Source organism: Streptomyces sp. NPDC007095, from assembly GCF_040634475.1.
Classification (GTDB): Bacteria; Actinomycetota; Actinomycetes; order Streptomycetales; family Streptomycetaceae; genus Streptomyces.
Genome location: NZ_JBEYFS010000080.1, coordinates 14,745 through 36,154, shown reverse-complemented (window position 1 = coordinate 36,154; position 21,410 = coordinate 14,745). Strand labels below are relative to the sequence as shown.

Genomic DNA, 21,410 nt, shown 5'->3' with positions numbered 1-21,410 from the left:
GTTCAGGCGTGCGGGACGACGGCGACGGGGCAGGGCGCGTGGTGCAGTACGGCGTGCGCGACGGAGCCGAGGTGGGTGCCGAGCCGGGTCTCGCGCACCCGGCGTCCCACCACGAGGAGGGCCGCGCCGGCCGAGGCGTGGATCAGCTCGCCGGCCGCGCGCCCTTCGGTGACGGTCTCGCTCACGGCGACCTCGGGGAACTTCTCGCACCAGGGGCGCAGCGTCGCGACCACGGCGCGTTCGTGCTCGGCGAGCAGTTCGGGGCCGTTCTCGGGGGCGAGCCTGTCGATCGCCGCGTAGGCGGGCGGAGGGCTGAAGGCATGGACCACGCGGAGCGGGGTGGCACGGCGTCGGGCGGCGTCGAAGGCGAACTCGATCAGTTCGTCGCAGGGCCGGGCCGTGTCGAGGCCGAGCACGACGTCGCGGTACGGGGTCTCGGGTATCTCGTCGGGCGAGATTCCGTCCACCGCCGAGAAGTGCTCGTCGGCGGTGCACTCCCCCGCCCGCACCAGCACCACGGGGCGCGGTGACCTGGCGACCACCCGCTGTGACACCGATCCGGTCAGGAAGCCCGCGACGCCGCTGATCCCGCGCGAGCCGAGGACCAGCAGCTCGGCCTCTTCGGCCGCCGCGAGCAGGGCCCCGACCGGTGCGTCGGCGACCGAGTGGGTGATGACCTGCAGGCCGAAGTGCGCGGCGCGCATGCTGTCCGACGCCTGCGCCAGCATGTCCTCGGCCCAGGACCGCTGCGACATGTCCGCGGGGACGCTCGGGGCCGGCCGCGGCTGCCACTCCCAGGCGTGCACCAGGCGCAGTGCCGTGCCTCGGCGCATGGCTTCCCTGGCCGCCCAGTGCGCGGCGGCCAGGCCTTCGGGAGAACCGTCGATCCCCGCGGCGACGTGTCGAAGCATGGTCCGCACCTCCTGCGTGCATGCCGGTGGATTCCTCTTCTGCCATCGAGCCTGATACCGGGCCGTGCTCGGGTGCAGGGGCCGGGCAGGCCCTTCCGAGGGGCCCTTCGGCCCATGGTGGAAGGGCGGCCCGGAGAAGAGATTGGAGGTGGCAGGGTCGCGCTCCTGGAAGAGGAGCTCGAGGAAGAGGACACGATCATGAACGCTTCCCCCACTTCCAGCATGCTGCGGGCATTGCCCGCCGAGCACGGCGAGCGGCTGATGCACATCGCCCGGGAGGTGTCGTTCCCGCTGGGAACGCGTCTGTTCGAGGAGGGCCGGCGAGCGGACCGGTTCTGGATCATCCGTACCGGCACGGTGGCTCTCGACATGCGCGTGCCCGGCCGCCGCGCGGCCGTCATCGAGAGCGTCGGGCACAACGAACTCGTCGGCTGGTCCTGGCTGTTCGGACCGCACACCTGGCACCTGGGCGCGGAGGCCACGAGTCCGGTGCGCGCGTACGAGTTCGACGCCGAAGCCGTCCGCGAGATGTGTCGGGCCGATCCGGCGCTGGGCATGGCCGTCAGCCAGTGGGTGGGAGACACGGTCGCCCGCCGTCTGCGGTCGGCCAGGACCCGGCTGTTGGACATGTACGCGCCCTACGGCAGCGGAAGTCTCAGTTGACCACGTCGCAATCCACCGAGGAGTCACCGTGCACGGCACCCCGCACATCGTCAGCGACGTGATGACCCACACCGTCGCCGCCATCGGCCGCAAGGCCAACTTCAAGGAGATCGTGCAGTTGATGGAGCAGTGGAAGGTCAGTGCGCTGCCCGTCCTGGAGGGCGAGGGCCGGGTGATCGGGGTGGTCTCCGAGGCCGATCTGCTCCCCAAGGAGGAGTTCCGCGACGGTGATCCGGACCGGTACACGCAGTTGCGGAGGCTTCCCGATCTCGCCAAGGCCGGCGCCGTGACCGCCGAGGACCTGATGACGGCCCCGGCCGTCACCGTCCGGGCGAACGCGACTCTGGCGCAGGCCGCACGCGCCATGGCGCACGCCAAGGTCAAGCGGCTCCCCGTCGTCGACGACATGGGCCTGCTCGAAGGCGTCGTCAGCCGCGGCGACCTGCTGAAGGTGTTCCTGCGGGACGACGAGGACATCGCCGAGGAGGTGCGCCGCGAGGTGGTGTCGTATCTGTTCCGTGCACCGTTGTCACCCGTGCGGGTACAGGTGCACGATGGGGTCGTCACCCTCGCCGGGCGTGTCAGGGACACCTCGTTGGTGCCCGTGGCCGCGCGCCTGGTGCGGGCCGTCGAAGGTGTGGTGGACGTGGAGTTCGAGCTCACGGGGCCGTCCGGACAGCCGGAGCGGTGACCGGAGGTCGCTTCCAGGACCGCTCTCAAGTTGGGCCGGTCGGCCCTAGTGCGTTCGGCCCCGGAGCGTGATGATCGTCGTCTCAACCCGCTCGTGGTCCGCAGTCCACCACTGAAACTGAACAAGGGGTCGTCATGGCCGAGGCGCGCACCTTCACGGAACAGAACCCCATCCGGGTCTTCCTGCTGGACGACCACGAGGTGGTGCGCCGCGGTCTGACCGATCTCCTGGACGCCGAGCCGGACATCTCGGTGGTCGGCGACGCGGGCAGCGTCGAGCACGCGCTGGTGCGCGGCCCCGCGCTGCGGCCGCACGTGGCCGTCCTGGACGTACGGCTGCCGGACGGCGACGGGATCAGCGTCTGCCGGGAGCTGCGGAACCAGATGCCGGAGCTGGCCTGTCTGATGCTGACGTCGTTCGACGACGAGGAGGCCCTGCTCGACGCGATCATGGCCGGAGCCTCGGGGTACGTGCTCAAGCAGATCAAGGGCTCCGACCTGGTCGCGGCGGTCCGCACCGTGGCTTCCGGCCAGTCGATGCTGGACCCCACGACGACGGCCCGGCTGATGCGGTCGCTGCGCGCGGACCCCACCGAGGCCCCGGCACTCGCTCCCGAACTCGCCGGCCTCTCGCCCCGCGAGCGCGACATCCTCGCGCTGATCGGGGACGGGCTCACCAACCGGGAGATCGGCAAGAGGCTCTATCTGTCCGAGAAGACGGTGAAGAACCACATCTCCCGGCTGCTGGCCAAACTAGGCGTCCAGCGCAGGGTCCAGGCGGCGGTCCTGGCCAGCCAGTTGGAGCACCCCGACACCGCCGACCACCAGACTCGCTGACCCCGGGAGTGCCCTTCAGGGGCGCTGCGACCTGAGCGACCAGCCCCCGCCACCGGCAGCCGCCGGACACCGGACGCACAGGTCACCGGCAGTCTCAGCCATTCGCCGGACCGGGCCCCGGTCCGGCGCCGGGTGCGCCCACCGGTACCCGCCACACCAGCCGTGTGCCGCCGCCCTCGGGCCGTTCGCCGAGGGTCAGTACGCCCCCGAGGGCGACGGCCCGCTCGTCCATGTTCTTCAGCCCGCTGCGCCGTACGTCACCCGACACCCCGCAGCCGTCGTCCGTCACGGTGAGCGTCAACTCACCCCCGGCGCATTGGAGTCGGACGTCCACGGCATGCGCTCCGGAGTGCCGGACCGCATTGCTCAGCGCCTCACCGAGCACCGCGACGGCGTGGTCGGCGATGTCGCCGGGGACATCGGTCTCGACGAGCCCCTCGATCCGTAGCGCGGGCGGGAACCCGAACGACGTGGTCGAGGCCGTGACCGCTTCGGAGACCCGGCCACGCAGACCGTTGCCCTCCCTGCCGACCCCACCGTGCGTCCGCAGCCCGAAGATCGTGGACCGGATGATCTTGATGGTGTCGTCGAGGTCGTCGACGGTCCGCGTCAGTCGCTCCATTCCCTCGGCGTGTTCCATGAAGCGCTGGGCGCTCTGCAGTGTCATGCCGGCCGCGAAGAGCCGCTGGATGGCGAGGTCGTGCAGGTCCCGGGCGATGCGGTCGCGGTCCTGGAGCAGCGCGATCTGTTCCGCGTCCCGCCGTCGCTCGGCCAGCTCCAGCGCCAGTGCGGCCTGGTCGGCGAACCCGAGCAGCGGTCCGGTGTCCGCGTCTCCGAAGGGTGCGCCGCCCTGGACCCGCCCGAGCAGCAGCACACCCCGGGCCTTCCCGCTGGTACCGAGCGGCACCGCGACGACGGGTCCGAGCCCGGCCCACTGGGCTTCGCCCTCGCCCGCGCGCGCATCGTGTGCGATGTCGGCGCTGACCACAGGCTCCGCGGAGCTCAGCGCGGCTCCGACGAAGCCGTCCCGGGTCGACATCACCAGGCCGCCGCGCTGCTCCGCGCCGAGCCCGACGGCCAGCGCGGGCCGCAGCGCCTCCTCGCCCTGTACGCCCTCCGCGATCATTCCCATGTCCGCGGAGACGATCTTCCGGGCCTCGTCGACGATCAGCTCCAGCACCTCCGCGCTGGGCGCGCCGGTCAGCAGGACACTGGTGACCTTCCCGCTTGCCCGCTGCCAGCGTTCGCGAAGCCTGGTCTCCTCGTACAGCCGCGCGTTCTCGATGGCGACGCCGGCGGCCACGGCCAGCGTCGACAGGACGGACTCGTCCTCCGCGTCGAACTCCCGCTCGTTGCGCTTCTCGGTGAGGTACAGGTTCCCGAAGACCTCGTCGCGCACCCGGATCGGTACGCCGAGGAAGGAGTGCATCGCCGGGTGGTGGGCAGGGAAGCCGTACGACTCGGGGTGCTCGGAGAGCTCCGGCAGCCTCAGGGGCACCGGGTGCCGGATCAGCTCGCCGAGGAGCCCGTGCCCGCTGGGCAGCGCCCCGATCTCGGACCGCCACTCGTCGTCGATGCCGACGGTGATGAACGCGGACAGCTTCCGGTCGCCACCGATCACGCCCAGGGCCCCGTACTCGGCGTCCACCAGGACCACGGCGGCCTCGACGATGCTGCGCAACACCTGTGGCAGGTCCAGCTCCCGTCCGACGGACAGGACGGCCTCCAGCAGGTTGTGCAGGCGGTCCCGAGTGCCGCGGACGGCGTCGATGCGTACCTGCAGCTCGCCCAGCAGCTCGTCGAGCCGAAGCTTGGGCAGATGCTGCTCGGTTCCCCCGCGTGTGTCCGCGCCCATCGCTTCCTCCAGCCGATTCGGCGGACAAGACCGCGCACCAGTTCGCCTGCCCTCACGGTACTGCCTGGGAGGCCTCAGCAGCATCACGTACTGCCCCGACGACGGGAATCCTGAGCGTAGTTCAGGCCGTCAGGCCATCAAGCCGTCACCAGGGTCTCGTCCGGCCGCATCAGGCTTCAGGACGCCGTCAGGGCGCAACCCGAAAGGTTCCGGTTGCGCCCGGTCCCGAAGCGGCACGGGGGTTCAACCCGACCGCGCTCCGGACGCCAGTACGGTTCCGATGTCCGTGGCCCACGCCTCGATCTGCCCGAAGTCACGGAAGTCCCCGCCCTTCCCCGAGGAAACGATCTTCCGGGCGACGAATCCCTTGGCCCCTTCCTCCAGGCAGCCCCCGAACGTGACGTGCGCACGGACGCCGAGCCGGGTCATGGCCCGCCGCACTCCGGGGACGGGCGGGATGTCCTTCTCCGTGGCCGAGGCGTCGAGCGGACCGCTGCTGAAGAACCACAGCGGACGCCCGGCCAGCACTCGGCCGTGCCGACGGACGAAGCGGCGGGCGTCCTTGTGCCAGCGGCCCGCGTACAGTCCACCGCCCACGACCACGGCGTCGTACGACTCGACGTCCGTCACCGAGTGAGCGGGCAACACCTCGGTGGACACACCCCCCTTGCGCAGGACTTCCGCGATGGTCTCCGCGATCCGCGCGGTCGATCCGTTCGTCGTCCCATGGACGACGAGCACCTTGGTCGGCATGGCGGTACCCCTCCTCTCGCCCCGCTTCACAGCTTGCGCAGCCATTCCTCGGTGACACCGTGCAGGGCCGGCTCGTCCGGCCGCAGATGCGAGTCGTCCATCCGGTAGGTCAGCTTGTCGACCACCGCGACCACGCCGTCGATCCTGTCGGTCATGGAGACGGCGATCTCCGCCTCGCTCCGGCGCTCCACATGGCCGTCGAGGGTGACGACGCCCTCGTGCACGTCGACCGCGACGGTCGAGGGGGGCAGCCACAGTGTGCGGACCAGCACCTCGTCGATCACCTCGCGGCGGATCACGTCGTCCGGCTGCAGGAAGACCTGGATCAGGTCGCGCCGGGTGACGATGCCGACGACCCGGTCCTCGTCGTCCACCACCGGCAGCCGCTCCACGCGGCTGCGCGCCATGGTCCGGGCGGCCTCGGCGATGGTGTCGTCGGCGCCCACGGTGACCGGTGGCACGGACATCAGCTGTCCGGCGGTACGGGCGTGCCCCTTGGCGGCCTGCCGTCGGGCTCCGCGGGTCATCCCGGTGAACCGGAAGCGGCGCGGCGTCTCGTAGGGGTCCGGTACACCCGCCTGCCGGACCATGAGGTCGGTCTCGGAGATCACACCGAGGACCTTGTCGTCCTCGTCGATCACCGGCAGGCCGCTGATGCGGTGCTCGGTGAGCAGCCGTGCCACTTCCTTGAAGGGGGTGCCGTACCGGGCCGTGACGACCTCCGTGGCCATCACCGATCCGACCTTGTTCTGCCTCATCTCTGTTCCTCCTCAGCGCAGTCGGCGCAGATAGGGGTCCTGGGCGCGGCGCGGCAGCAGGCGGACGCGTGCGTCGAGCACGGTGACCGCCGCAGGTGTCGCCAGGACGGGGTTGAAGTCGGCCTCGGCGAGCTGCGGCAGGTCGCCCGCCATGCGGGACAGCCGCAGCAGGAGCTGTTCGAGGCCTTGGAGATCGGCCGGCCGGCCGCCGTGCGAGCCCAGCAGCAGGGGCGCACAGCGCGGCGTGGTGATCAGGTCGTGCACGTCGTGGTCGGTCAGCGGGGCGAGGCGGGCGGCGTGGTCGGCCAGCACCTCGGTCGCCGTACCGCCGAGCCCGAAGAGCACCAAGGGGCCGAAGACGTCGTCCTGCGCCACGCCCGCGAACACTTCGGTGCCGCGCGCGGCCAGCGGCTGGACGACGACTCCGGTCATGAGTCCGGCGAACCGGGTCTCGAAGTCCCTGAACGCGGCGCGCACTTGGGCGTCGCCCTGGAGGTCGAGATGGATCGCGTGCTGTTCGGTCTTGTGGACCAGGCCGGGCCAGTGGGCCTTCATGACCACGCGGCCGTCGGCACCGCGCAGCCGTTCGGCGGCGATGACGGCGTCGTCCTCGGTCTCGGCCCAGGCCCACGGAAGTTGCGGAATGCGGTAGCAGGCGAGGAGTTCGGCGCACGTGCGCGGGTCGAGCCAGCCGCCGTCCGGATGGGCGGCGAGGTAGGTCTCGGCGACCGTGTGCGCCGAGGCCGTGTCGACCTCCACCAGGTCCGGGATCGTGCCCGCCGGCCGGTTCAGCCAGGTCGTGCGACGGGCGGCGTGCGTCAGGGCCCGTGCCGCCGCGACCGGTTCGGCGTACGAGGGGATGGCGCCGCCCTCCCGCGCGGGCAGCAGCCTGACCGGCAGGTCCTGCTCAAGGCGTACGACGGCGACGGGCCGTTCCCGCCGGCCCGGGCCATCGGTGAGGGCGCGGACGAGGTCGTCACCGGTCGCCACGGCGACCGCGGTGGGGACGAGGGCCAGGAGCACGGCGTCGATGCCCGGGTACCGCACCAGCCGGTCCACGCAGTCCCTGAGCTGGTCCTCCGTGACGGCCGCCGTGGCGTCGACGGGATTGCCCACGGCCGCTCCTTCGGGCAGCACGGCGAGCAGATCGTCGATCAGCTCGGGGGTGGGGGCGGGCAGGGACAGTCCGGCTTCGGCGCAGGCGTCCGCCGCGAGGACACCCGCGCCGCCCGCGTTGGTGACGATCGCCACCCGGGTCCCGGTCGGGAGCGGCTGGGCGTGCAACAGCGCGGCGGTTTCGAGGAGTTCGCCCACCGAGCGGGTTGCGGTGATGCCCGCCTGGGTGAACAGCGCCTGTCGGGTCATGGTCCGGGTCGCCGCGGCCGCGGTGTGCGAGGCGGCGGCACGGCGGCCGGCCTCGGTACGGCCCGCGTCGACGGTCAGGACGGGCATCCGGCGGGTCACTCGCCGGGCTGTGCGGGAGAAGGCCCGCGGGTTGCCGAAGGACTCCAGGTGCAGCAGGGCCAGGTCGGTACGGCCGTCGCTCTCCCACCACTGGAGCATGTCGTTGCCGCTGACGTCGTACTTGTCGCCGAGCGACACGAAGGACGAGACACCGATGCCGAGCCGGGACAGCCCGTCGAGCAGGGCGATGCCCACGCCGCCGGACTGTACGGCGACGCCCGCCGTGCCGGGGCGCGGGTGATCGGCCGCGAAGGTGGCGTCGAGGCGGAGCCTCGGGTCGGTGTTGGAGATGCCGAGACAGTTGGGACCGACGAGCCGCATGCCGTAGGTACGGCACGCGGTCATGAGCTCTTCCGCCTGGTCGGGGTCGAGCCCGGCCGTCACCACGAGCAGCGCCCGTACGCCGGCCTTGCCGCACTCTTCGGCCGTGGCGGGCAGAGCGTCCGCGGGTATCGCGAGGACCGCGAGATCGGGGACCTTGGGCAGTGCGCTGACCGACGGGTAGGAGGGCACGCCGAGGACCGAGGAGACGTGGGGGTTCACCGCGAAGAGCCGTCGGGTGAAGCCCCCCGCGTGCAGATGGTGCAGGAGAGCCCGCCCCACCGATCCTGGCCTGCGTCCGGCGCCGACCACGGCGACCGCGTCGGGGCGCAGCAGCGGTTCCAGGCTGGCGACGTCGGCGGCCCGGCCACGGGCCTCGACGGCCGCGAGGTAGGTGTCGTCCTCGTCGAGCGCGATGGTGCAGCGCACCTCCGGACCCTCGAACCGGCGTCCGGCGCGCAGGCCCAGGTCGGTGAAGAGCCGCAGCACCTCGTAGTTCTCGCTGAGTGCGTCGGCGGTGAACGTGGTGACACCGTCCGCACGGGCGGCGGAGACGAGGTGTTCGACCAGGAGGGTGCCGACACCCCGGTGGTGCAGCCCGTCGGCCACGGCGATCGACATCTCGGCCGTCTCGGGGTCGTCGACGGTCTCGTACTCGGCCAGGCCGATCACCCGGCCCTGTGTCTCGGCGAGCAGCGCCCGGTATCCGGGGCGGGCCGGCGCCGCGGCCCGTTCGGCGGCCAGGTCGGCGGAGCGGCGGCTGGCGGCGAAGAACCGCAGCCGGAGGTTCTCCGGTGACATCTCCTCGTAGAGCCCTCGCAGCTGCTCGTGGTCACCGGACCGCACGGGCCGTATGCACACGGTGGTGCCGTCCGAGAGCAGGGCGTGCACGGTGGGGCGGTCGCGGTCGTCGTCCGTCATCTCGGGCCTCCTCGAAACCTCTCGACCCTTCGAGCATCCAGCGGCGCGAGGCCCCGCCCCAGGGGCTGGTCGGGTGCGCCGCATGGGCCGGTCGGCCCCTGTCTCGTGGGCCGGTCCACGGCCGAGGGTGGACACCCTGGAATCCCGTGCACGTGGAGGGACGAACTGCCATGACCGAGCCGATCGTTGTCGGGGTCGACGCCTCCGCGCCCAGCAGGGCGGCGGCCGAGTGGGCGGCGGGTGACGCGCGGCTGCGCGGGCTGCCGTTGCGGGTCGTGCACATCGAGGGGGCCGAACCGGCCGGAGGGATCGCCGCGGCGCTGCTCTCTCTGGGCTCGCGGGCCGCGTGCACCGTTCTCGGGCTGCGCGGCGAGGACGGTGCCCCGGGGCCGGGCATGGGTTCCGTGGCCCATGAGGTGGCGGCCCGCTCGATTCTGCCGGTGGTGCTGGTGCCGGGCGGCGGCCACGGCCGTACGGGCGGCGAGTGGCGTACGGGCCAGGTGGTTCTGGGCGTGGATGCCCGCGACCCGGTGAGCGCCGTCGTGGACTTCGCCTTCGACGCCGCCCGGCGCCGCGGTGCCCGGCTGCACGTCGTGCACGCCTGGCGGCTGCCCTCCCGCGCCGAGCGGTGGATGCCGTACGCGCTGCCGGAGGAGGACCGGGGCGCATGGGAGGACCAGGAGGTGCAGCTGCTGTCGGACGCGCTGCGGCCGTGGCGGGAGAAGTATCCGCAGGTGGACGTCTACGAGGACGTCCGCCTGCAGAGCCCGTCGGCCGCCCTGCTCCAGGCGTCGGTCCCGGCGGAGCTCCTGGTGGTCGGCCGCGCGGGTCGGACACTCGGTCCCACCGTGCGGCACGTGCTGGAGCAGACCGCGTGCCCGGTGGCCGTGATTCCGCGCTGACGCGGGACCGTCCGGTCACCGGTCCGGCAGGGTGAGGGTGCGGGATTCCCCGGGCGCCACGGACACGGTGCGGTCCGCGAGGGCGATGTCGATCGGGTCCTGGTCGGAAGCAGGCACAGCAATCCTCAACTCATCTGCTGTCAGGCGTAGTTGTACTCCACGGTGGCCGCGATAGCGGATCGCGAAGCCGTACTCGGAGAACTCCGGCAGCGGCACCGGATCGAGCCGCAGCACGCCGCCCCGGGTCTCCAGACCGGTCAGGCAGCGCTGGACGAGATCAAGGGTGCCGCCCATGGCACCGAGGTGGATGCCCTCCCCCGTGGTGCCGCCCTGCAGATCGGCGATGTCCCCGGCCAGCGCCTCGTGCACGAACGCCCACGCCTCCGCACGCCGCGCCCTGGCCAGCACCCACCCGTGCACCACGCTGCTCAGGGTCGAGCCGTGACTCGTGCGCCGCAGGTAGTGGTCGACGGTGCGCCGCCAGACTGTGTCGTCCACCTCGTGCCCCAGCCTGCGGAACAGCCCGCCGAGCTCGGCCGGCGAGAAGAGGTAGCCCAGCATCAGGACGTCCGCCTGCTTGGACGCCTGGTAGCGGTTGACGCTGTCACCCTCGGCCTCCAGGATCCGGTCGAGCCGCCGGATGTTGCCGTACCGTCTCCCGTAGCCGTCCCAGTCCAGCTCCTTCAGTGCGCCGTAGCCCTCGAACTGGCTGATCACCCCGGCGTGGAAGGGCACGTACAGCTTGCGGGAGACCTCCTGCCAGTTCTCGAGTTCGGCCGCGTCGAGGCCGGTTCGCTCGCAGAGGTCCCGGCGTGGCAGTTCGGGCAGGTCGTAGAGGACGTCGAGGGTGCGGGCGATCACCCAGGCGGCGGTGACGTTGGTGTACGCGTTGTCGTCGAGTCCCGGCCGCTCGGCGCCGGGGTAGGCGTCGTGGTACTCGTCGGGGCCGACGACTCCACGGATCCGGTACCGGCCGAGCGTCCCGTCGTGCACCGCGAGGCCGGCCCAGAAGCGGGCGATCTGCACGAGCATCTCGACGCCCTTGGTGTGCAGGAACTCGGTGTCGCCGCTCGCCTCGCAGTACTGCCACACGTTGTACGCGACCGCCGAGCCGACGTGGTGCTGGAGCCGTGAGTGGTCGGGCAGCCAGCGGCCGGAGCGCGGGTTGAGGTGCAGTTCCTGGGTCTCCTCCCGGCCGTCGCTGCCGCTCTGCCACGGGTACATCGCACCGGTGTGCCCGGCGTCGACCGCGGCCCGGCAGGCCTGCTCGAGGCGGCGGTGGCGGTAGGTGAGCAGGGCGCGGGAGACCTCGGGGAAGTGCAGGTTGAGGTACGGCAGGACGAACAGCTCGTCCCAGAAGACGTGTCCGCGGTAGGCCTCACCGTGCAGGCCGCGCGCCGGCACGCCGACGTCCAGCTCCGCGGTGTGCGGGGAGAGCGTCTGGAGCACGTGGAAGAGGTGCAGCCGCAGCACCGGGCCCGCACTGTTCGGCACGTCCAGTTCGGCGTTGCGCCACAGCTGTTGCCAGGCCGTGCGGTGGGAGTCCAGCAGGTCCGCGAAGTCAGGAGCGCGGCCGACCCGGTCGAGGGCGGCGTGCGCCGGTTCCTCGACGGCCGGGTCGTGGGAGGTGTGCAGGGCGGCGGTCTTGTCGACAGCGACCGTCCGGCCGTCGGTCAGGGAGAGCCGCAGCAGCTGACCCGCCCGCGCGTCCTCGTGTGCGTCCACGGTCTGGGCGGGTGCATCGGCGACCGTGCGGGCCGCCAGGCCGATCCTGATGTCGGATGTGCTGGTCCGGCAGTCCAGCCAGATCGTGTCCGGCGCCGCGGTGCCGGTCCGGACGTCCGTGAGGTGCCGGGAGGCGAGGGAGCGGTAGCGCTCCACACCGGTGTTGGCGACCGTCCCGTCGAGCGCCGTCTCGACCTCGATCTCCCCGGACCAGCCCTGGGCGGTCAACTCCGTGCGCAGCAGGGCCAGATGGGGGTCGGCCATGTGGACCAGCCGCACCTGCCTTACGGCGAGGCACCGGCCCAGCTCGTCTTCGTAGCGCAGCGTGCGTTCCAGTGTGCCCGCGCGCAGGTCCAGGGTCTGGCGGTGGTCGAGGACCTTGTGGGTGTCGGGCGTGAGCCAGTTCCCGGAGGCGGTGCGCACGCGGAGTGGCAGCCAGTTGGGGAGGTTGGCCATGTCCTCGTTCTCGACCCGGTGTCCGGCCACGTCCGAGGTGAGGCGGTTGTAGCAGCCTGCCGCGTACGTCCCCGGGTAGTGGACGGGGTCCGCCACGCATTCGGGAGCCGCGCCCCGGGTGGCGAAGTAGCCGTTGCCGAGGGTGCACAGCGCCTCGCGCAGCCGCTCCTGAGCGGGCTCGTAGCCTTCGTACGCCCAGGTCCAGTCGGGCATCTTCATTTCCCCTCCTGTTCGAGCAGCTCCGCGAGATCGTCGACCACCAGGTCCGCGCCGTGCTTGATCAGGGCGGTCCGGGTGGCCGGGGTGCGGGCGCGGTCGACGCCCACGACGAGACCGAATCCGCCGCGTCGCCCGGCCTCGACTCCGGCGAGGGCGTCCTCGACGACGGCGGCGTGTTCGGCGGGGACCCCGAGGCGGCGGGTGGCCTCCAGGAAGAGAGCGGGGTCGGGCTTCCCGGGCAGACCCAGCCGAGCGGCCTCCCCTCCGTCCACCAGTGTGTCGAAGAGACCGCGTACTCCCGCCTGTTCGAGGAGTTCGGCCGCGTGCCGGGAGGCGGAGGCGGCGGCCAGCGGGATCCCGGCGGACCGCAGGGCGCGCAGCAGACGGACCGTGCCCGGGTAGGCGTCGACGCCCCCGGCACGCAGCCGCTCGGTGAACAGCCGCTCCTTGTGGGCGGCGACGGCGCGGACCTCGGCGTCGGAGGGCCGCAGTCCCCGGGCTTCGAGCAAGGCCGCGGCGCCGTCGAGGCGCGACTTGCCGTCGACGTAGCGCAGATAGTCCTCGCGCGGGTCGAAGGGGCGCTCGCCGCGTGGGCTCAGAAAGGCGTCGAAGGCCGTCTTCCACGCGGCGGCGTGCACCCGCGCGGAGTCCGTGATGACGCCGTCGGTGTCGAGGACCACGGCCCGCGTCCCCTGCAGCGCACGGGGCACGCGGGCCGTGCCGCTCCGCTCCGAGCTCATCGGTCGTCGGCCACCAGTGCGGTGAGGTCGAGGAGGCGGTTGGTGTAGCCCCACTCGTTGTCGTACCAGCCGAAGACCTTCACCAGGGTGCCGTTGGCCTGGGTGAGGGCCGGGTCGAAGACGCAGGAGGCGGGGTCGCCGATGACGTCCCGGGAGACGATCGGTGCCTTCGAGACGCGCAGGATGCCGTTCAGCGGTCCCTCCGATGCTTCGGCGAAGGCCGTGTTGATCTCCTCTGCCGTCGCCGCCGTCCGCAGCACCACCGCGAGGTCGGTGAGCGAGCCGTCCTCGACGGGCACGCGCACCGCGATACCGTCCAGGGCGCCGGCCAGTTCCGGTAGCACCAGCCCAACGGCGCGGGCGGCTCCCGTGCTGGTCGGGATGATGCTCAGGGCCGCCGAACGGGCCCGGCGCAGGTCCTTGTGCGGGCCGTCCAGCAGGGACTGGTCGTTGGTGTAGCCGTGGATGGTGGTCATCACGCCGCGCTCGATTCCGAAGGCCTCGTGGAGCACCTTGACCATGGGCGCGACGCAGTTGGTGGTGCAGGAGGCGGCGGACACGATCCGGTCGTCGTGCGGGTCGTAGGTGTCGTCGTTGACCCCCATGACGATGGTGGCGTCCGCGTTCTTGCCGGGCGCCGAGAGCAGCACCGTGTGGGCGCCGCCCTTGAGGTGAAGGGCGGCGGCGTCGCGGTCACGGAAGCGGCCGGTGGACTCGACGACGATGCCCGCGCCGTAGTCGGACCAGTACAGGGCGGCCGGATCGCGTTCGGCAGTGACGGCGATGCGCCGACCGTCGACGGTGATCGAGCTGTCGTCGTGCAGGACCTCCCGCCCGATGTGCCCGAACGTCGAGTCGTACTCCAGCAGGTGGGCCAGGGTGGCGGGCGGCGCGATGTCGTTGACGGCGACCACCTCGACGTCCTGGGTGCCCGCCTCCGCCCGGTCGAGTGCCGCGCACAGATACGTGCGGCCGATGCGGCCGAAGCCGTTGATGCCGACGCGTACGGTCATGGCGATGAACTCCTCTGCGGTGTGAGGGATCTCAGCCGGGTGTGGGGTGGGTGATCAGCCGGTCCAGGTCCAGTCGGCGACTTCGGGCAGGTCGGTGCCGTGTTCGCGGATCCAGGCGTGGTGGCGGGTGCGGGCGTCGGCCATCTGCTGGCGGACGGCGGCGGCGCGCACGCCGAGGCCGGGGACACGGTCGATCACGTCCATGACGAGGCGGTAGCGGTCGAGGTCGTTGCGGACGACCATGTCGAACGGGGTCGTGGTGGTGCCCATCTCCTTGTAGCCGCGGACGTGCAGGTTGGCGTGGCCGGTGCGGCGGTAGGCGAGCCGGTGGATCAGCCAGGGGTAGCCGTGGTAGGCGAAGATCACCTGCTTGTCGGTGGTGAACAGCCCGTCGTACTCGAAGTCGCCCATTCCATGCGGGTGTTCGTCGCGGGGCAGCAGCCGGGTCATGTCGACGACGTTGACGACGCGGACGGCGAGCTCGGGCAGATGGCGTCGGAGCAGATCGGAGGCGGCCAGGATCTCCTGGGTGGGGACGTCACCCGCGCAGGCAAGAACGACGTCCGGTTCGCGGTCCCCGTTCGCCGAGCCCGCCCATTCCCAGATCCCGGCGCCGCGGGCGCAGTGGTCGCGGGCCTGGTCCATGGAGAGCCAGTCGAAGCACGGCTGCTTGCCGGCGACGACGACGTTCACGTAGTCGCGGCTGCGCAGCACGTGGTCCGCCACCGAGAGAAGGGTGTTGGCGTCCGGCGGCAGGTAGACGCGTACGACCTCGGGGCTCTTGTTGAGGACGTGGTCGACGAAGCCCGGGTCCTGGTGCGAGAAGCCGTTGTGGTCCTGGCGCCAGACGTGCGAGGTGAGCAGGTAGTTGAGGGAGGCGATCGGGGCACGCCACGCCAGCTCCCTCGACGTCTTGAGCCACTTGATGTGCTGGTTGACCATCGAGTCGACGATGTGCACGAACGCCTCGTAGCAGGAGAACAATCCGTGCCTGCCGGTGAGGAGGTAGCCCTCCAGCCAGCCCTGGCAGAGGTGTTCGGAGAGGATCTCCATCACTCGGCCGTGCCGGTCCAGGTGCTCGTCCACCGGGAGGGTCTGGGCCTGCCACGCCTTGCCGCTGGAGTTGAAGACGGCCTGGAGACGGTTGGAGGCGGTCTCGTCGGGGCCGACCAGCCGGAAGTCGCGGCGGTGGGAGGTGTCGTTCATGACCTGTTCGAGAAGGTCGCCGAGGACCCGGGTGGGCTCGTGCAGGGTGGCACCCGGCTTGTCGACGGGCACGGCGTAGCGGTCGAGGGAGGGGATCGGCAGATCACGGAGGAGCAGACCGCCGTTGGCGTGCGGGGTGGCGCCGAGGCGCTTCGAGCCGTCGGGCACGCAGGCGAGGACTTCGGCGACCGGCCGCCCCTCGGCGTCGAAGAGTTCCTGGGGACGGTACGAGCGCAGCCAGGTCTCCAACTGCCGCAGGTGCTCGGGGTTCTCGCGGACCGCGGCCAGTGGTACCTGGTGGGCGCGCCAGGTGCCCTCGACGGGCACGCCGTCGACCTCCGCCGGTCCCGTCCAGCCCTTCGGGGTGCGCAGCACGATCACGGGCCAGCGCACCCGCTCGGGCACGCCGTCCTCGCGGGCTGTGCGCTGCATCAGCGCGATGCTGTCCAGGGCCCGGTCGAAGGCGTCCGCCATCGCGCGGTGGACCTCGTGCGGGTCGTCGCCGGTGACGTGGATCGGGTCGTGGCCGTAGCCGCGCAGCAGTTCGTCGAGTTCGGCCTCCGGGATCCGGGACAGGACGGTCGGGTTGGCGATCTTGTAGCCGTTGAGGTGCAGGATCGGCAGCACGGCGCCGTCGTGGACCGGGTCGAGGAACTTGTTGGAGTGCCAGGACGCGGCCAGCGGGCCGGTCTCCGCCTCGCCGTCCCCGATCACGCAGGCGACCAGCAGGTCCGGATTGTCGAAGGCGGCCCCGTAGGCGTGCGCGAGGGAATAGCCCAGCTCACCGCCCTCGTGGATCGAGCCCGGTGTCTCGGGCGCGACATGGCTGGGCACTCCGCCGGGGAACGAGAACTGCCGGAACAACCGCTCCATGCCGGCCGCGTCCCGCGAGACGTTCGGATACGTCTCGCTGTAGGTCCCCTCCAGCCAGGAGTTGGCGAGGACCGCGGGCCCGCCGTGACCGGGGCCCCACACGCACAGCGCGTCCAGACCGCGGGCCTTGATCACCCGGTTGAGGTGCGTGTGCACCAGGTTGAGGCCGGGTGAGGTGCCCCAGTGGCCGAGCAGCCGCGGCTTGATGTGCGCGGGGGTCAGGGGCTCGGTCAGCAGTGGGTTGGCGAGCAGGTAGATCTGGCCCACGGCAAGGTAGTTGGCGGCTCGCCAGTGGGCGTCCAGGGTGCGCAGTTCCTCGTCGGTCAGTACGGTGCTGTCCTGGTGTTCGACCTTGGGCGGTCCGACCTTGGGCATGGTGACTCCGTAAGTCATCGGGGTGCGTCACGAGGTGTGTCGCGGGGCGTGGCATCGGTGTGCGTGATCGAGCGGAGGAGGCGGCATGGCCGGGGAGACGACGGCGAAGGTGCCGGTTGAGGCGTACGAGCGGGAGCTGCTGCGCCTGCAGACGGAGCTGGTGAAGCTTCAGGAGTGGGTGCGCACCGAGGGCGCCCGGCTCGTGGTGGTCTTCGAGGGCCGGGACGCGGCGGGCAAGGGCGGCACCATCAAGCGGGTGTCGGAGCTTCTCAACCCGCGCGTCGCACGGACCGTGGCGCTGCCCAAGCCGACCGAGCGCCAGCGCACCCAGTGGTACTTCCAGCGGTATGTCGAGCATCTGCCCGCCGCCGGGGAGATCGTGCTGTTCGACCGGAGCTGGTACAACCGCGCCGGCGTCGAGCACGTCATGGGCTTCTGCACGAAGGAGGAGCACCAGCTCTTCCTTCGCCAGTGCCCGATCTTCGAACGGATGCTGGTCGAGGAGGGGATCCTGCTGCGCAAGTACTGGTTCTCGGTGAGCGACGCGGAGCAGCAGAAGCGGTTCCGGCGCCGGCTGAAGGATCCGACGCGGCGCTGGAAGCTGTCCCCGATGGACCTGGAGTCGATCACCCGCTGGGAGGCGTACTCCCGGGCCAAGGACGACATGCTGGTGCACACGGACGTCTCGGAGGCTCCGTGGTACATCGTGGAGAGCGACGACAAGCGCCGGGCCCGCCTGAACATGATCGCCCACCTGCTCGGCTCCGTTCCGTACCACGAGGTGAAACCACCGGTTCTCGAACTGCCGCCCCGGCCGCCGTCGACGGGCTACGTGCGCCCGCCGCGCGATCTGCAGACGTACGTCCCCGACCACGCGGCGACTCTCTGAGAAGCTCACCCCCGTTGCGGTACTACGGCGACCGGGCAGGCCGAGTGGTGCAGGAGCGTGTGGGCGACCCGGCCGAGCTGGAGTCCGGCGAGTCCGTGGTGGCGCCGGACTCCGACGACCAGCAGGTCGGCGTCGTCCGAGGCGTCCAGCAGGACCCGGCGGGCGCTGCCCTCGGCGGTCCTGCGGATCAGGGCCACGGCGGGATGCTCGGCCGCGGCCTTGCTCAGTGCCGAGTCCAGGATCTCCGCGGCCCGCTGCTCGTGCAAGCGGGCCGGTTCGCCCGCGTGCAGGGGGTCGTCGGTGCTCTCGTACGCCGGGCAGCGCCAGGCCCGTACGGCGTCCAGGGTGGCCTTGCGGGCCTCGGCCTCCTCGAAGGCGAACCGTATGACCTCCGTGCTGTGCGGTCCCTCCTTTTCTCCGACTCCGAGGACCACGCGCCGGTGCGTCCCGGCCCTTGCCTGGTTGTCCTGGTTGCCGCGCAGCACGATCACCGGGCACGCGGCGCGGCCGGCGACCGTGAGGCTGACCGAGCCGAGCAGCAGTTCGGCGAGGCCGCTGCGGCCGCGCGACCCGACGACCAGCGCGGCGGCGGTGTGCGCCTCGTTCAGCAGCACGCTCGCCGCGTCGTCGGGCAGGACGTCGGTGGTGACCTTCACCTCGGGGGCCCGGCGGTGGGCCCGTCGCGCGGCGGCCTCGACGATGCCGTCGGCCATCACCTGCTCCGAGGGCCTGCCGACGCCCTCGGCGAGCGCGGCGCCCTCGTAGCGCTCCCACAGTGAGGCGTACACCAGGCGCAGCGGTACGCCGCGCAGCGCGGCCTCGTCCGTAGCCCAGTCCACGGCGCGCAGGCTGGACTCCGAGCCGTCGACGCCCACGACCAGGGGCAGCTCCACCGTCCTCACCGTCCTTCGCCGAAGTCTTCATCGAAGTCGAAGACGATCCGGGCCTTGACCTGACCGCGCAGCACCGCCTCGATGGACTCGTTGACGGAGACGAGGGGCCGGGACTCGCGGATGACCCGGGTGCGGCCCGCCGCATGCAGCTCGAAGACCTCGGCCAGGTCCTGCCGGGTGCCCACGATCGAGCCGATCACCGACGTGCCGTTCAGTACGGTGTCGAAGATCGGGACCTCGATGGTCCCGTGCGCGGGCAGGGCCACCATCACGAGCTTCCCGCCGCGCCGGAGTCCTCCGTACACGGCGGCGAACGCGGCCTCGTTCACCGCGAGCGCGATCGCCGCGTGCGCGCCGCCGAACCGCTTGAGCACTTCGGCCGGGTCGTGTGTGCGGGCGTCGATGACGAGGTCGGCGCCGAGTTCCGAGGCGAGTTCGAGCTTCTCGTCGGTGACGTCGATCGCCGCCACCGTCGCCCCGGCGATCTTCGCGTACTGGACCGCCAGATGGCCCAGTCCGCCGATGCCCGAGATGGCGACCAGCTGGGCGGGGCCGACACCGGCGACCTTGAGGGCCTTGTACGTCGTGACCCCGGCGCAGGTGAGCGGGGCGGCGTCGAGCGGGGAGATCCCGTCGGGCACCGGCTGGGCGAAGTCGGCCCGGGCAAGCATCTTCTCGGCGTAGCCGCCGTCGCACCCGTATCCGGTGTTGACCTGCTGCTCGCAGAGCGTCTCCCAGCCGGACAGGCAGTGCTCGCACCGTCCGCAGGCCGAGCCGAGCCAGGGCACCGCGACGCGCTGGCCGAGCGTGAGGTGCGTGACGCCGTCGCCCAGGGCCTCGACCAGCCCGACGCCCTCGTGACCGGGGACGAAGGGCGGGTTCGGCTTCACCGGCCAGTCGCCGTGCGCGGCGTGGATGTCGGTGTGGCACAGCCCGGAGGCCTCCACCCGGATGCGGACCTGGCCGGGGCCGGGCTCGGGGTCGGGGCGCTCCTCTATGACCAGGGGTTCGCCGAACGCTCGTACGACTGCCGCTTTCATGGGGTCTCTCCTCGGCTGGTGAGGCGTGTCTGATGGTGAGTCGTGTCGGGTGATCGGTCATGCCGGGTGATCAGTCGTGCCGGGCGTCAGTCGTGCGGGACCACGGCGACGGGGGCGGTGGCGTGGTGCAGTACTGCGTGGGTGACCGGCCCGATGTGGGCGCCGAGCGGGAAACGGCGGATGCGGCGGCCGACGACGACCAGGGAGGCCTCTGCGGAGGCGTCCACGAGGTGGTTGGCCGCCTTCCCGGACAGGGAGTCCTCGACGACGTCCACCGTCGGGAACTTGTGCCGCCACGGCCGCAGCACCTCGCTCACGGCGGCAGCCTCCTCAGCGCCGATTCGGGCGTTCAGTTCCAGGTCCGGGGGCACGCCGTACGCGATGTAGGGCGGCTCGTTCCAGGTGTGGACGACACGCAGGGAGGCGCCGCGCAGGAGGGCCGCCTCGAAGGCGAAGCCGATCAGGCTGTCGTCGGGGGCCGTGGTGTCGAGCCCGAGCACGACGGGCCGGGAGGGCGGGACGGCGGAGTCGGTATCCGAGGTGTCTTCCGCGGCCCGTACGAGGACGACCGGACGCTCGGCGTGCGCCACGACGGCCAGGCCGACGGAACCGACCACGAAGCCGCCCACCCCGCTCAGACCGCGGGATCCGAGCACCAGCGGTTCGGCGTCCTTCGCGGCGTCGATCAGCGCCTCGGCCAGCCGGCCGGTGACCTGCTCCACGAGCACGTCGACCCCCGGGTGGGCCGCCCGCAGTCCGTCGGCTGCTTCACGCAGTATCCGTTCACTCCATTGCTGGTGGGTCTCGGGGCCGGGCAGCAGTGCCTGGGCGATGGGTTCCGGAGCGGGCTCCCAGACGTTCACCAGCTTCAACGCCAGCCCGCGGAGCTTCGCCTCACGGGCCGCCCAGTCGGCGGCGGCACGACTCTCGGGCGAGCCGTCGAGGCCTACGGTGACGCTGCGGGGCATGCTCTCCACCTCCTGAACCGGGATCGCGAGGTCCCGGTTCCAGCGTCGTGTCGTGGGGGTTCGCGGTGCAGGGGCCGCAGGTCCCCGGAAGGGGCCGATCGGCCCTATGGACCCGCGGGGCGGGCGTGGGAGGGCGGCCCTTTCCGGGTGCCGCCCTCCCTTCCGCGGTCAGCGCAGCCAGCCGTGGTCACGGACGATCGGCAGCTTGGCCCAGAGCTTGCCGACGCCCAGGGTGTCGCCGGCGGCGGCCAGTGCCAGGGCGATGAGGACGACGGCGTAGACGAGGTGGTAGTCCGCGAACGGGTTGGTGGACATGCTCGCCGTGCCGTCGGACAGGTGCCTGGCGGGCGGCCACTCGGCGACCCACATCAGCGCCATCATCGCGGTGCCCGCGACCGCTGCCAGGCGCAGCGCGATCCCGCCGACCAGGGCGAGCCCGATGCCGAGCAGTCCGGCCATGAACAGCCAGTCCGCCCAGGTGTCGCCCGCCCAGGAGTGGAAGGTGGACTCCATCGGCCCTGCGGCGACGCCGCTGAGGAAGCCCTTGGTCGGCGAGCCGCCGTCGATCCAGCCCTTGCCGGAGGGGGTGGCATAGCCGAACCCGAAGGTCTTGTCGAGGAACGCCCACAGGAAGACGAATCCGGTCAGCAGGCGCAGCGAGGCGAAGGAGTAGGCCCGCAGGGTGTGCGTGTCGGTGCTCGCCGACACGGCGGACTCAGAGGTGGACGCGGCCCGGTTCCTGCGGAATGACGGCAGGTGGAACCCCGGGCTCCGGTGAGGGTGCTCGTGCACGGCCATGGCGGTGATCCCTTCGGGGAATCGGAGAGTGTCGGACCGGTGCCCGACAGCGACCACTCTGGTGGCGCGGGACGGGCAGCACCGGGTGCCGAAAGGCCGCGACCGGGGGCCGAACGGCCCTGTCTGCGAGGGCTGTTGGG

General features: G+C 71.7%; 18 protein-coding genes. 5 read left to right on the top strand and 13 right to left on the bottom strand.

Features of this window, described 5'->3' with window-relative positions:
• Positions 1 to 2: 2 nt before the first annotated feature.
• Positions 3 to 911 (bottom strand): universal stress protein, encoded by a 909-nt coding sequence (locus tag ABZ656_RS26370; protein WP_360270905.1) that lies wholly within the window; start codon positions 909 to 911, stop codon positions 3 to 5.
• Between the two features lie 198 nt (positions 912 to 1,109).
• On the opposite strand from ABZ656_RS26370, the gene ABZ656_RS26365 reads away from it, so the two are divergent.
• The 3 genes from ABZ656_RS26365 (at position 1,110) to ABZ656_RS26355 (ending at position 3,101) form a co-directional block, all read left to right on the top strand.
• Positions 1,110 to 1,574 (top strand): cyclic nucleotide-binding domain-containing protein, encoded by a 465-nt coding sequence (locus tag ABZ656_RS26365; protein WP_101404058.1) that lies wholly within the window; start codon positions 1,110 to 1,112, stop codon positions 1,572 to 1,574.
• Positions 1,575 to 1,602: 28 nt separating this feature from the next.
• Positions 1,603 to 2,265, top strand: coding sequence for a CBS domain-containing protein (locus ABZ656_RS26360; RefSeq protein ID WP_101403004.1), 663 nt, complete (start codon positions 1,603 to 1,605; stop codon positions 2,263 to 2,265).
• Positions 2,266 to 2,399: 134 nt separating this feature from the next.
• Positions 2,400 to 3,101 (top strand): response regulator transcription factor, encoded by a 702-nt coding sequence (locus ABZ656_RS26355; protein ID WP_101403003.1) that lies wholly within the window; start codon positions 2,400 to 2,402, stop codon positions 3,099 to 3,101.
• 94 nt (positions 3,102 to 3,195) lie between these two features.
• Here the strand turns inward: ABZ656_RS26355 and ABZ656_RS26350 are convergent, their stop codons facing one another.
• The 4 genes from ABZ656_RS26350 to ABZ656_RS26335 all read right to left on the bottom strand — a co-directional run bounded on the left by ABZ656_RS26350 (position 3,196) and on the right by ABZ656_RS26335 (position 9,173).
• On the bottom strand, positions 3,196 to 4,956 hold the full coding sequence (locus ABZ656_RS26350; RefSeq protein ID WP_180362274.1) for a GAF domain-containing protein: 1,761 nt from the start codon (positions 4,954 to 4,956) through the stop codon (positions 3,196 to 3,198).
• 243 nt (positions 4,957 to 5,199) lie between these two features.
• Positions 5,200 to 5,709 (bottom strand): flavodoxin domain-containing protein, encoded by a 510-nt coding sequence (locus ABZ656_RS26345; protein WP_101403002.1) that lies wholly within the window; start codon positions 5,707 to 5,709, stop codon positions 5,200 to 5,202.
• A 26-nt stretch (positions 5,710 to 5,735) separates the two neighbouring features.
• Positions 5,736 to 6,467, bottom strand: coding sequence for a CBS domain-containing protein (locus ABZ656_RS26340; protein WP_101403001.1), 732 nt, complete (start codon positions 6,465 to 6,467; stop codon positions 5,736 to 5,738).
• Positions 6,468 to 6,479: 12 nt separating this feature from the next.
• Positions 6,480 to 9,173 carry a GNAT family N-acetyltransferase gene (locus ABZ656_RS26335; RefSeq protein WP_360270902.1) on the bottom strand — a complete coding sequence of 898 codons (2,694 nt, stop codon included), beginning with the start codon at positions 9,171 to 9,173 and terminating at the stop codon, positions 6,480 to 6,482.
• Between the two features lie 170 nt (positions 9,174 to 9,343).
• On the opposite strand from ABZ656_RS26335, the gene ABZ656_RS26330 reads away from it, so the two are divergent.
• Positions 9,344 to 10,075 (top strand): universal stress protein, encoded by a 732-nt coding sequence (locus ABZ656_RS26330; protein ID WP_101402999.1) that lies wholly within the window; start codon positions 9,344 to 9,346, stop codon positions 10,073 to 10,075.
• Positions 10,076 to 10,090: 15 nt separating this feature from the next.
• On the opposite strand, the gene ABZ656_RS26325 is transcribed toward ABZ656_RS26330, so the two are convergent.
• The 4 genes from ABZ656_RS26325 to ABZ656_RS26310 are packed head-to-tail and all read right to left on the bottom strand — an operon-like array spanning position 10,091 to position 16,682.
• Positions 10,091 to 12,469 (bottom strand): glycosyl hydrolase family 65 protein, encoded by a 2,379-nt coding sequence (locus tag ABZ656_RS26325; protein WP_101404056.1) that lies wholly within the window; start codon positions 12,467 to 12,469, stop codon positions 10,091 to 10,093.
• Positions 12,470 to 12,471: 2 nt separating this feature from the next.
• Positions 12,472 to 13,215, bottom strand: a complete 744-nt coding sequence (locus ABZ656_RS26320) for an HAD-IA family hydrolase (protein ID WP_101402998.1) — start codon at positions 13,213 to 13,215, stop codon at positions 12,472 to 12,474.
• Positions 13,212 to 14,228 (bottom strand): type I glyceraldehyde-3-phosphate dehydrogenase, encoded by a 1,017-nt coding sequence (gene gap / locus ABZ656_RS26315; RefSeq protein WP_360270899.1) that lies wholly within the window; start codon positions 14,226 to 14,228, stop codon positions 13,212 to 13,214. Before gap ends, ABZ656_RS26320 begins: the two co-directional genes overlap by 4 nt.
• A gap of 54 nt (positions 14,229 to 14,282) precedes the next feature.
• Positions 14,283 to 16,682, bottom strand: a complete 2,400-nt coding sequence (locus ABZ656_RS26310) for a phosphoketolase family protein (protein ID WP_360270897.1) — start codon at positions 16,680 to 16,682, stop codon at positions 14,283 to 14,285.
• Between the two features lie 85 nt (positions 16,683 to 16,767).
• Here ABZ656_RS26310 and ppk2 point away from each other — a divergent pair, with 85 nt between their 5' ends.
• The gene (gene ppk2, locus ABZ656_RS26305; RefSeq protein ID WP_360270895.1) at positions 16,768 to 17,571 is read left to right on the top strand and encodes a polyphosphate kinase 2; all 804 of its coding nucleotides are present in this window, start codon (positions 16,768 to 16,770) and stop codon (positions 17,569 to 17,571) included.
• Positions 17,572 to 17,576: 5 nt separating this feature from the next.
• On the opposite strand, the gene ABZ656_RS26300 is transcribed toward ppk2, so the two are convergent.
• The 4 genes from ABZ656_RS26300 to ABZ656_RS26285 all read right to left on the bottom strand — a co-directional run bounded on the left by ABZ656_RS26300 (position 17,577) and on the right by ABZ656_RS26285 (position 21,270).
• Positions 17,577 to 18,464, bottom strand: a complete 888-nt coding sequence (locus ABZ656_RS26300) for a universal stress protein (protein WP_101402995.1) — start codon at positions 18,462 to 18,464, stop codon at positions 17,577 to 17,579.
• Between the two features lie 5 nt (positions 18,465 to 18,469).
• A complete protein-coding gene (locus ABZ656_RS26295) occupies positions 18,470 to 19,504 on the bottom strand; it encodes a zinc-dependent alcohol dehydrogenase (RefSeq protein WP_360270893.1) in 1,035 nt (344 codons plus the stop codon).
• Positions 19,505 to 19,590: 86 nt separating this feature from the next.
• Positions 19,591 to 20,472, bottom strand: a complete 882-nt coding sequence (locus ABZ656_RS26290; RefSeq protein ID WP_101402993.1) for a universal stress protein — start codon at positions 20,470 to 20,472, stop codon at positions 19,591 to 19,593.
• A gap of 168 nt (positions 20,473 to 20,640) precedes the next feature.
• Positions 20,641 to 21,270, bottom strand: coding sequence for a hypothetical protein (locus tag ABZ656_RS26285; protein ID WP_101402992.1), 630 nt, complete (start codon positions 21,268 to 21,270; stop codon positions 20,641 to 20,643).
• Positions 21,271 to 21,410 lie beyond the last annotated feature (140 nt).

Coding starts and splice junctions, on each gene's coding strand:
- ABZ656_RS26370 (WP_360270905.1), bottom strand. CDS start 911: ATGCTTCGACACGTCGCCGCGGGGATCGACGGTTCTCCCGAAGGCCTG.
- ABZ656_RS26365 (WP_101404058.1), top strand. CDS start 1,110: ATGAACGCTTCCCCCACTTCCAGCATGCTGCGGGCATTGCCCGCCGAG.
- ABZ656_RS26355 (WP_101403003.1), top strand. CDS start 2,400: ATGGCCGAGGCGCGCACCTTCACGGAACAGAACCCCATCCGGGTCTTC.
- ABZ656_RS26350 (WP_180362274.1), bottom strand. CDS start 4,956: ATGGGCGCGGACACACGCGGGGGAACCGAGCAGCATCTGCCCAAGCTT.
- ABZ656_RS26345 (WP_101403002.1), bottom strand. CDS start 5,709: ATGCCGACCAAGGTGCTCGTCGTCCATGGGACGACGAACGGATCGACC.
- ABZ656_RS26340 (WP_101403001.1), bottom strand. CDS start 6,467: ATGAGGCAGAACAAGGTCGGATCGGTGATGGCCACGGAGGTCGTCACG.
- ABZ656_RS26335 (WP_360270902.1), bottom strand. CDS start 9,173: ATGACGGACGACGACCGCGACCGCCCCACCGTGCACGCCCTGCTCTCG.
- ABZ656_RS26330 (WP_101402999.1), top strand. CDS start 9,344: ATGACCGAGCCGATCGTTGTCGGGGTCGACGCCTCCGCGCCCAGCAGG.
- ABZ656_RS26325 (WP_101404056.1), bottom strand. CDS start 12,469: ATGCCCGACTGGACCTGGGCGTACGAAGGCTACGAGCCCGCTCAGGAG.
- ABZ656_RS26320 (WP_101402998.1), bottom strand. CDS start 13,215: ATGAGCTCGGAGCGGAGCGGCACGGCCCGCGTGCCCCGTGCGCTGCAG.
- gap (WP_360270899.1), bottom strand. CDS start 14,228: ATGACCGTACGCGTCGGCATCAACGGCTTCGGCCGCATCGGCCGCACG.
- ABZ656_RS26310 (WP_360270897.1), bottom strand. CDS start 16,682: ATGCCCAAGGTCGGACCGCCCAAGGTCGAACACCAGGACAGCACCGTA.
- ppk2 (WP_360270895.1), top strand. CDS start 16,768: ATGGCCGGGGAGACGACGGCGAAGGTGCCGGTTGAGGCGTACGAGCGG.
- ABZ656_RS26295 (WP_360270893.1), bottom strand. CDS start 19,504: ATGAAAGCGGCAGTCGTACGAGCGTTCGGCGAACCCCTGGTCATAGAG.
- ABZ656_RS26290 (WP_101402993.1), bottom strand. CDS start 20,472: ATGCCCCGCAGCGTCACCGTAGGCCTCGACGGCTCGCCCGAGAGTCGT.
- ABZ656_RS26285 (WP_101402992.1), bottom strand. CDS start 21,270: ATGGCCGTGCACGAGCACCCTCACCGGAGCCCGGGGTTCCACCTGCCG.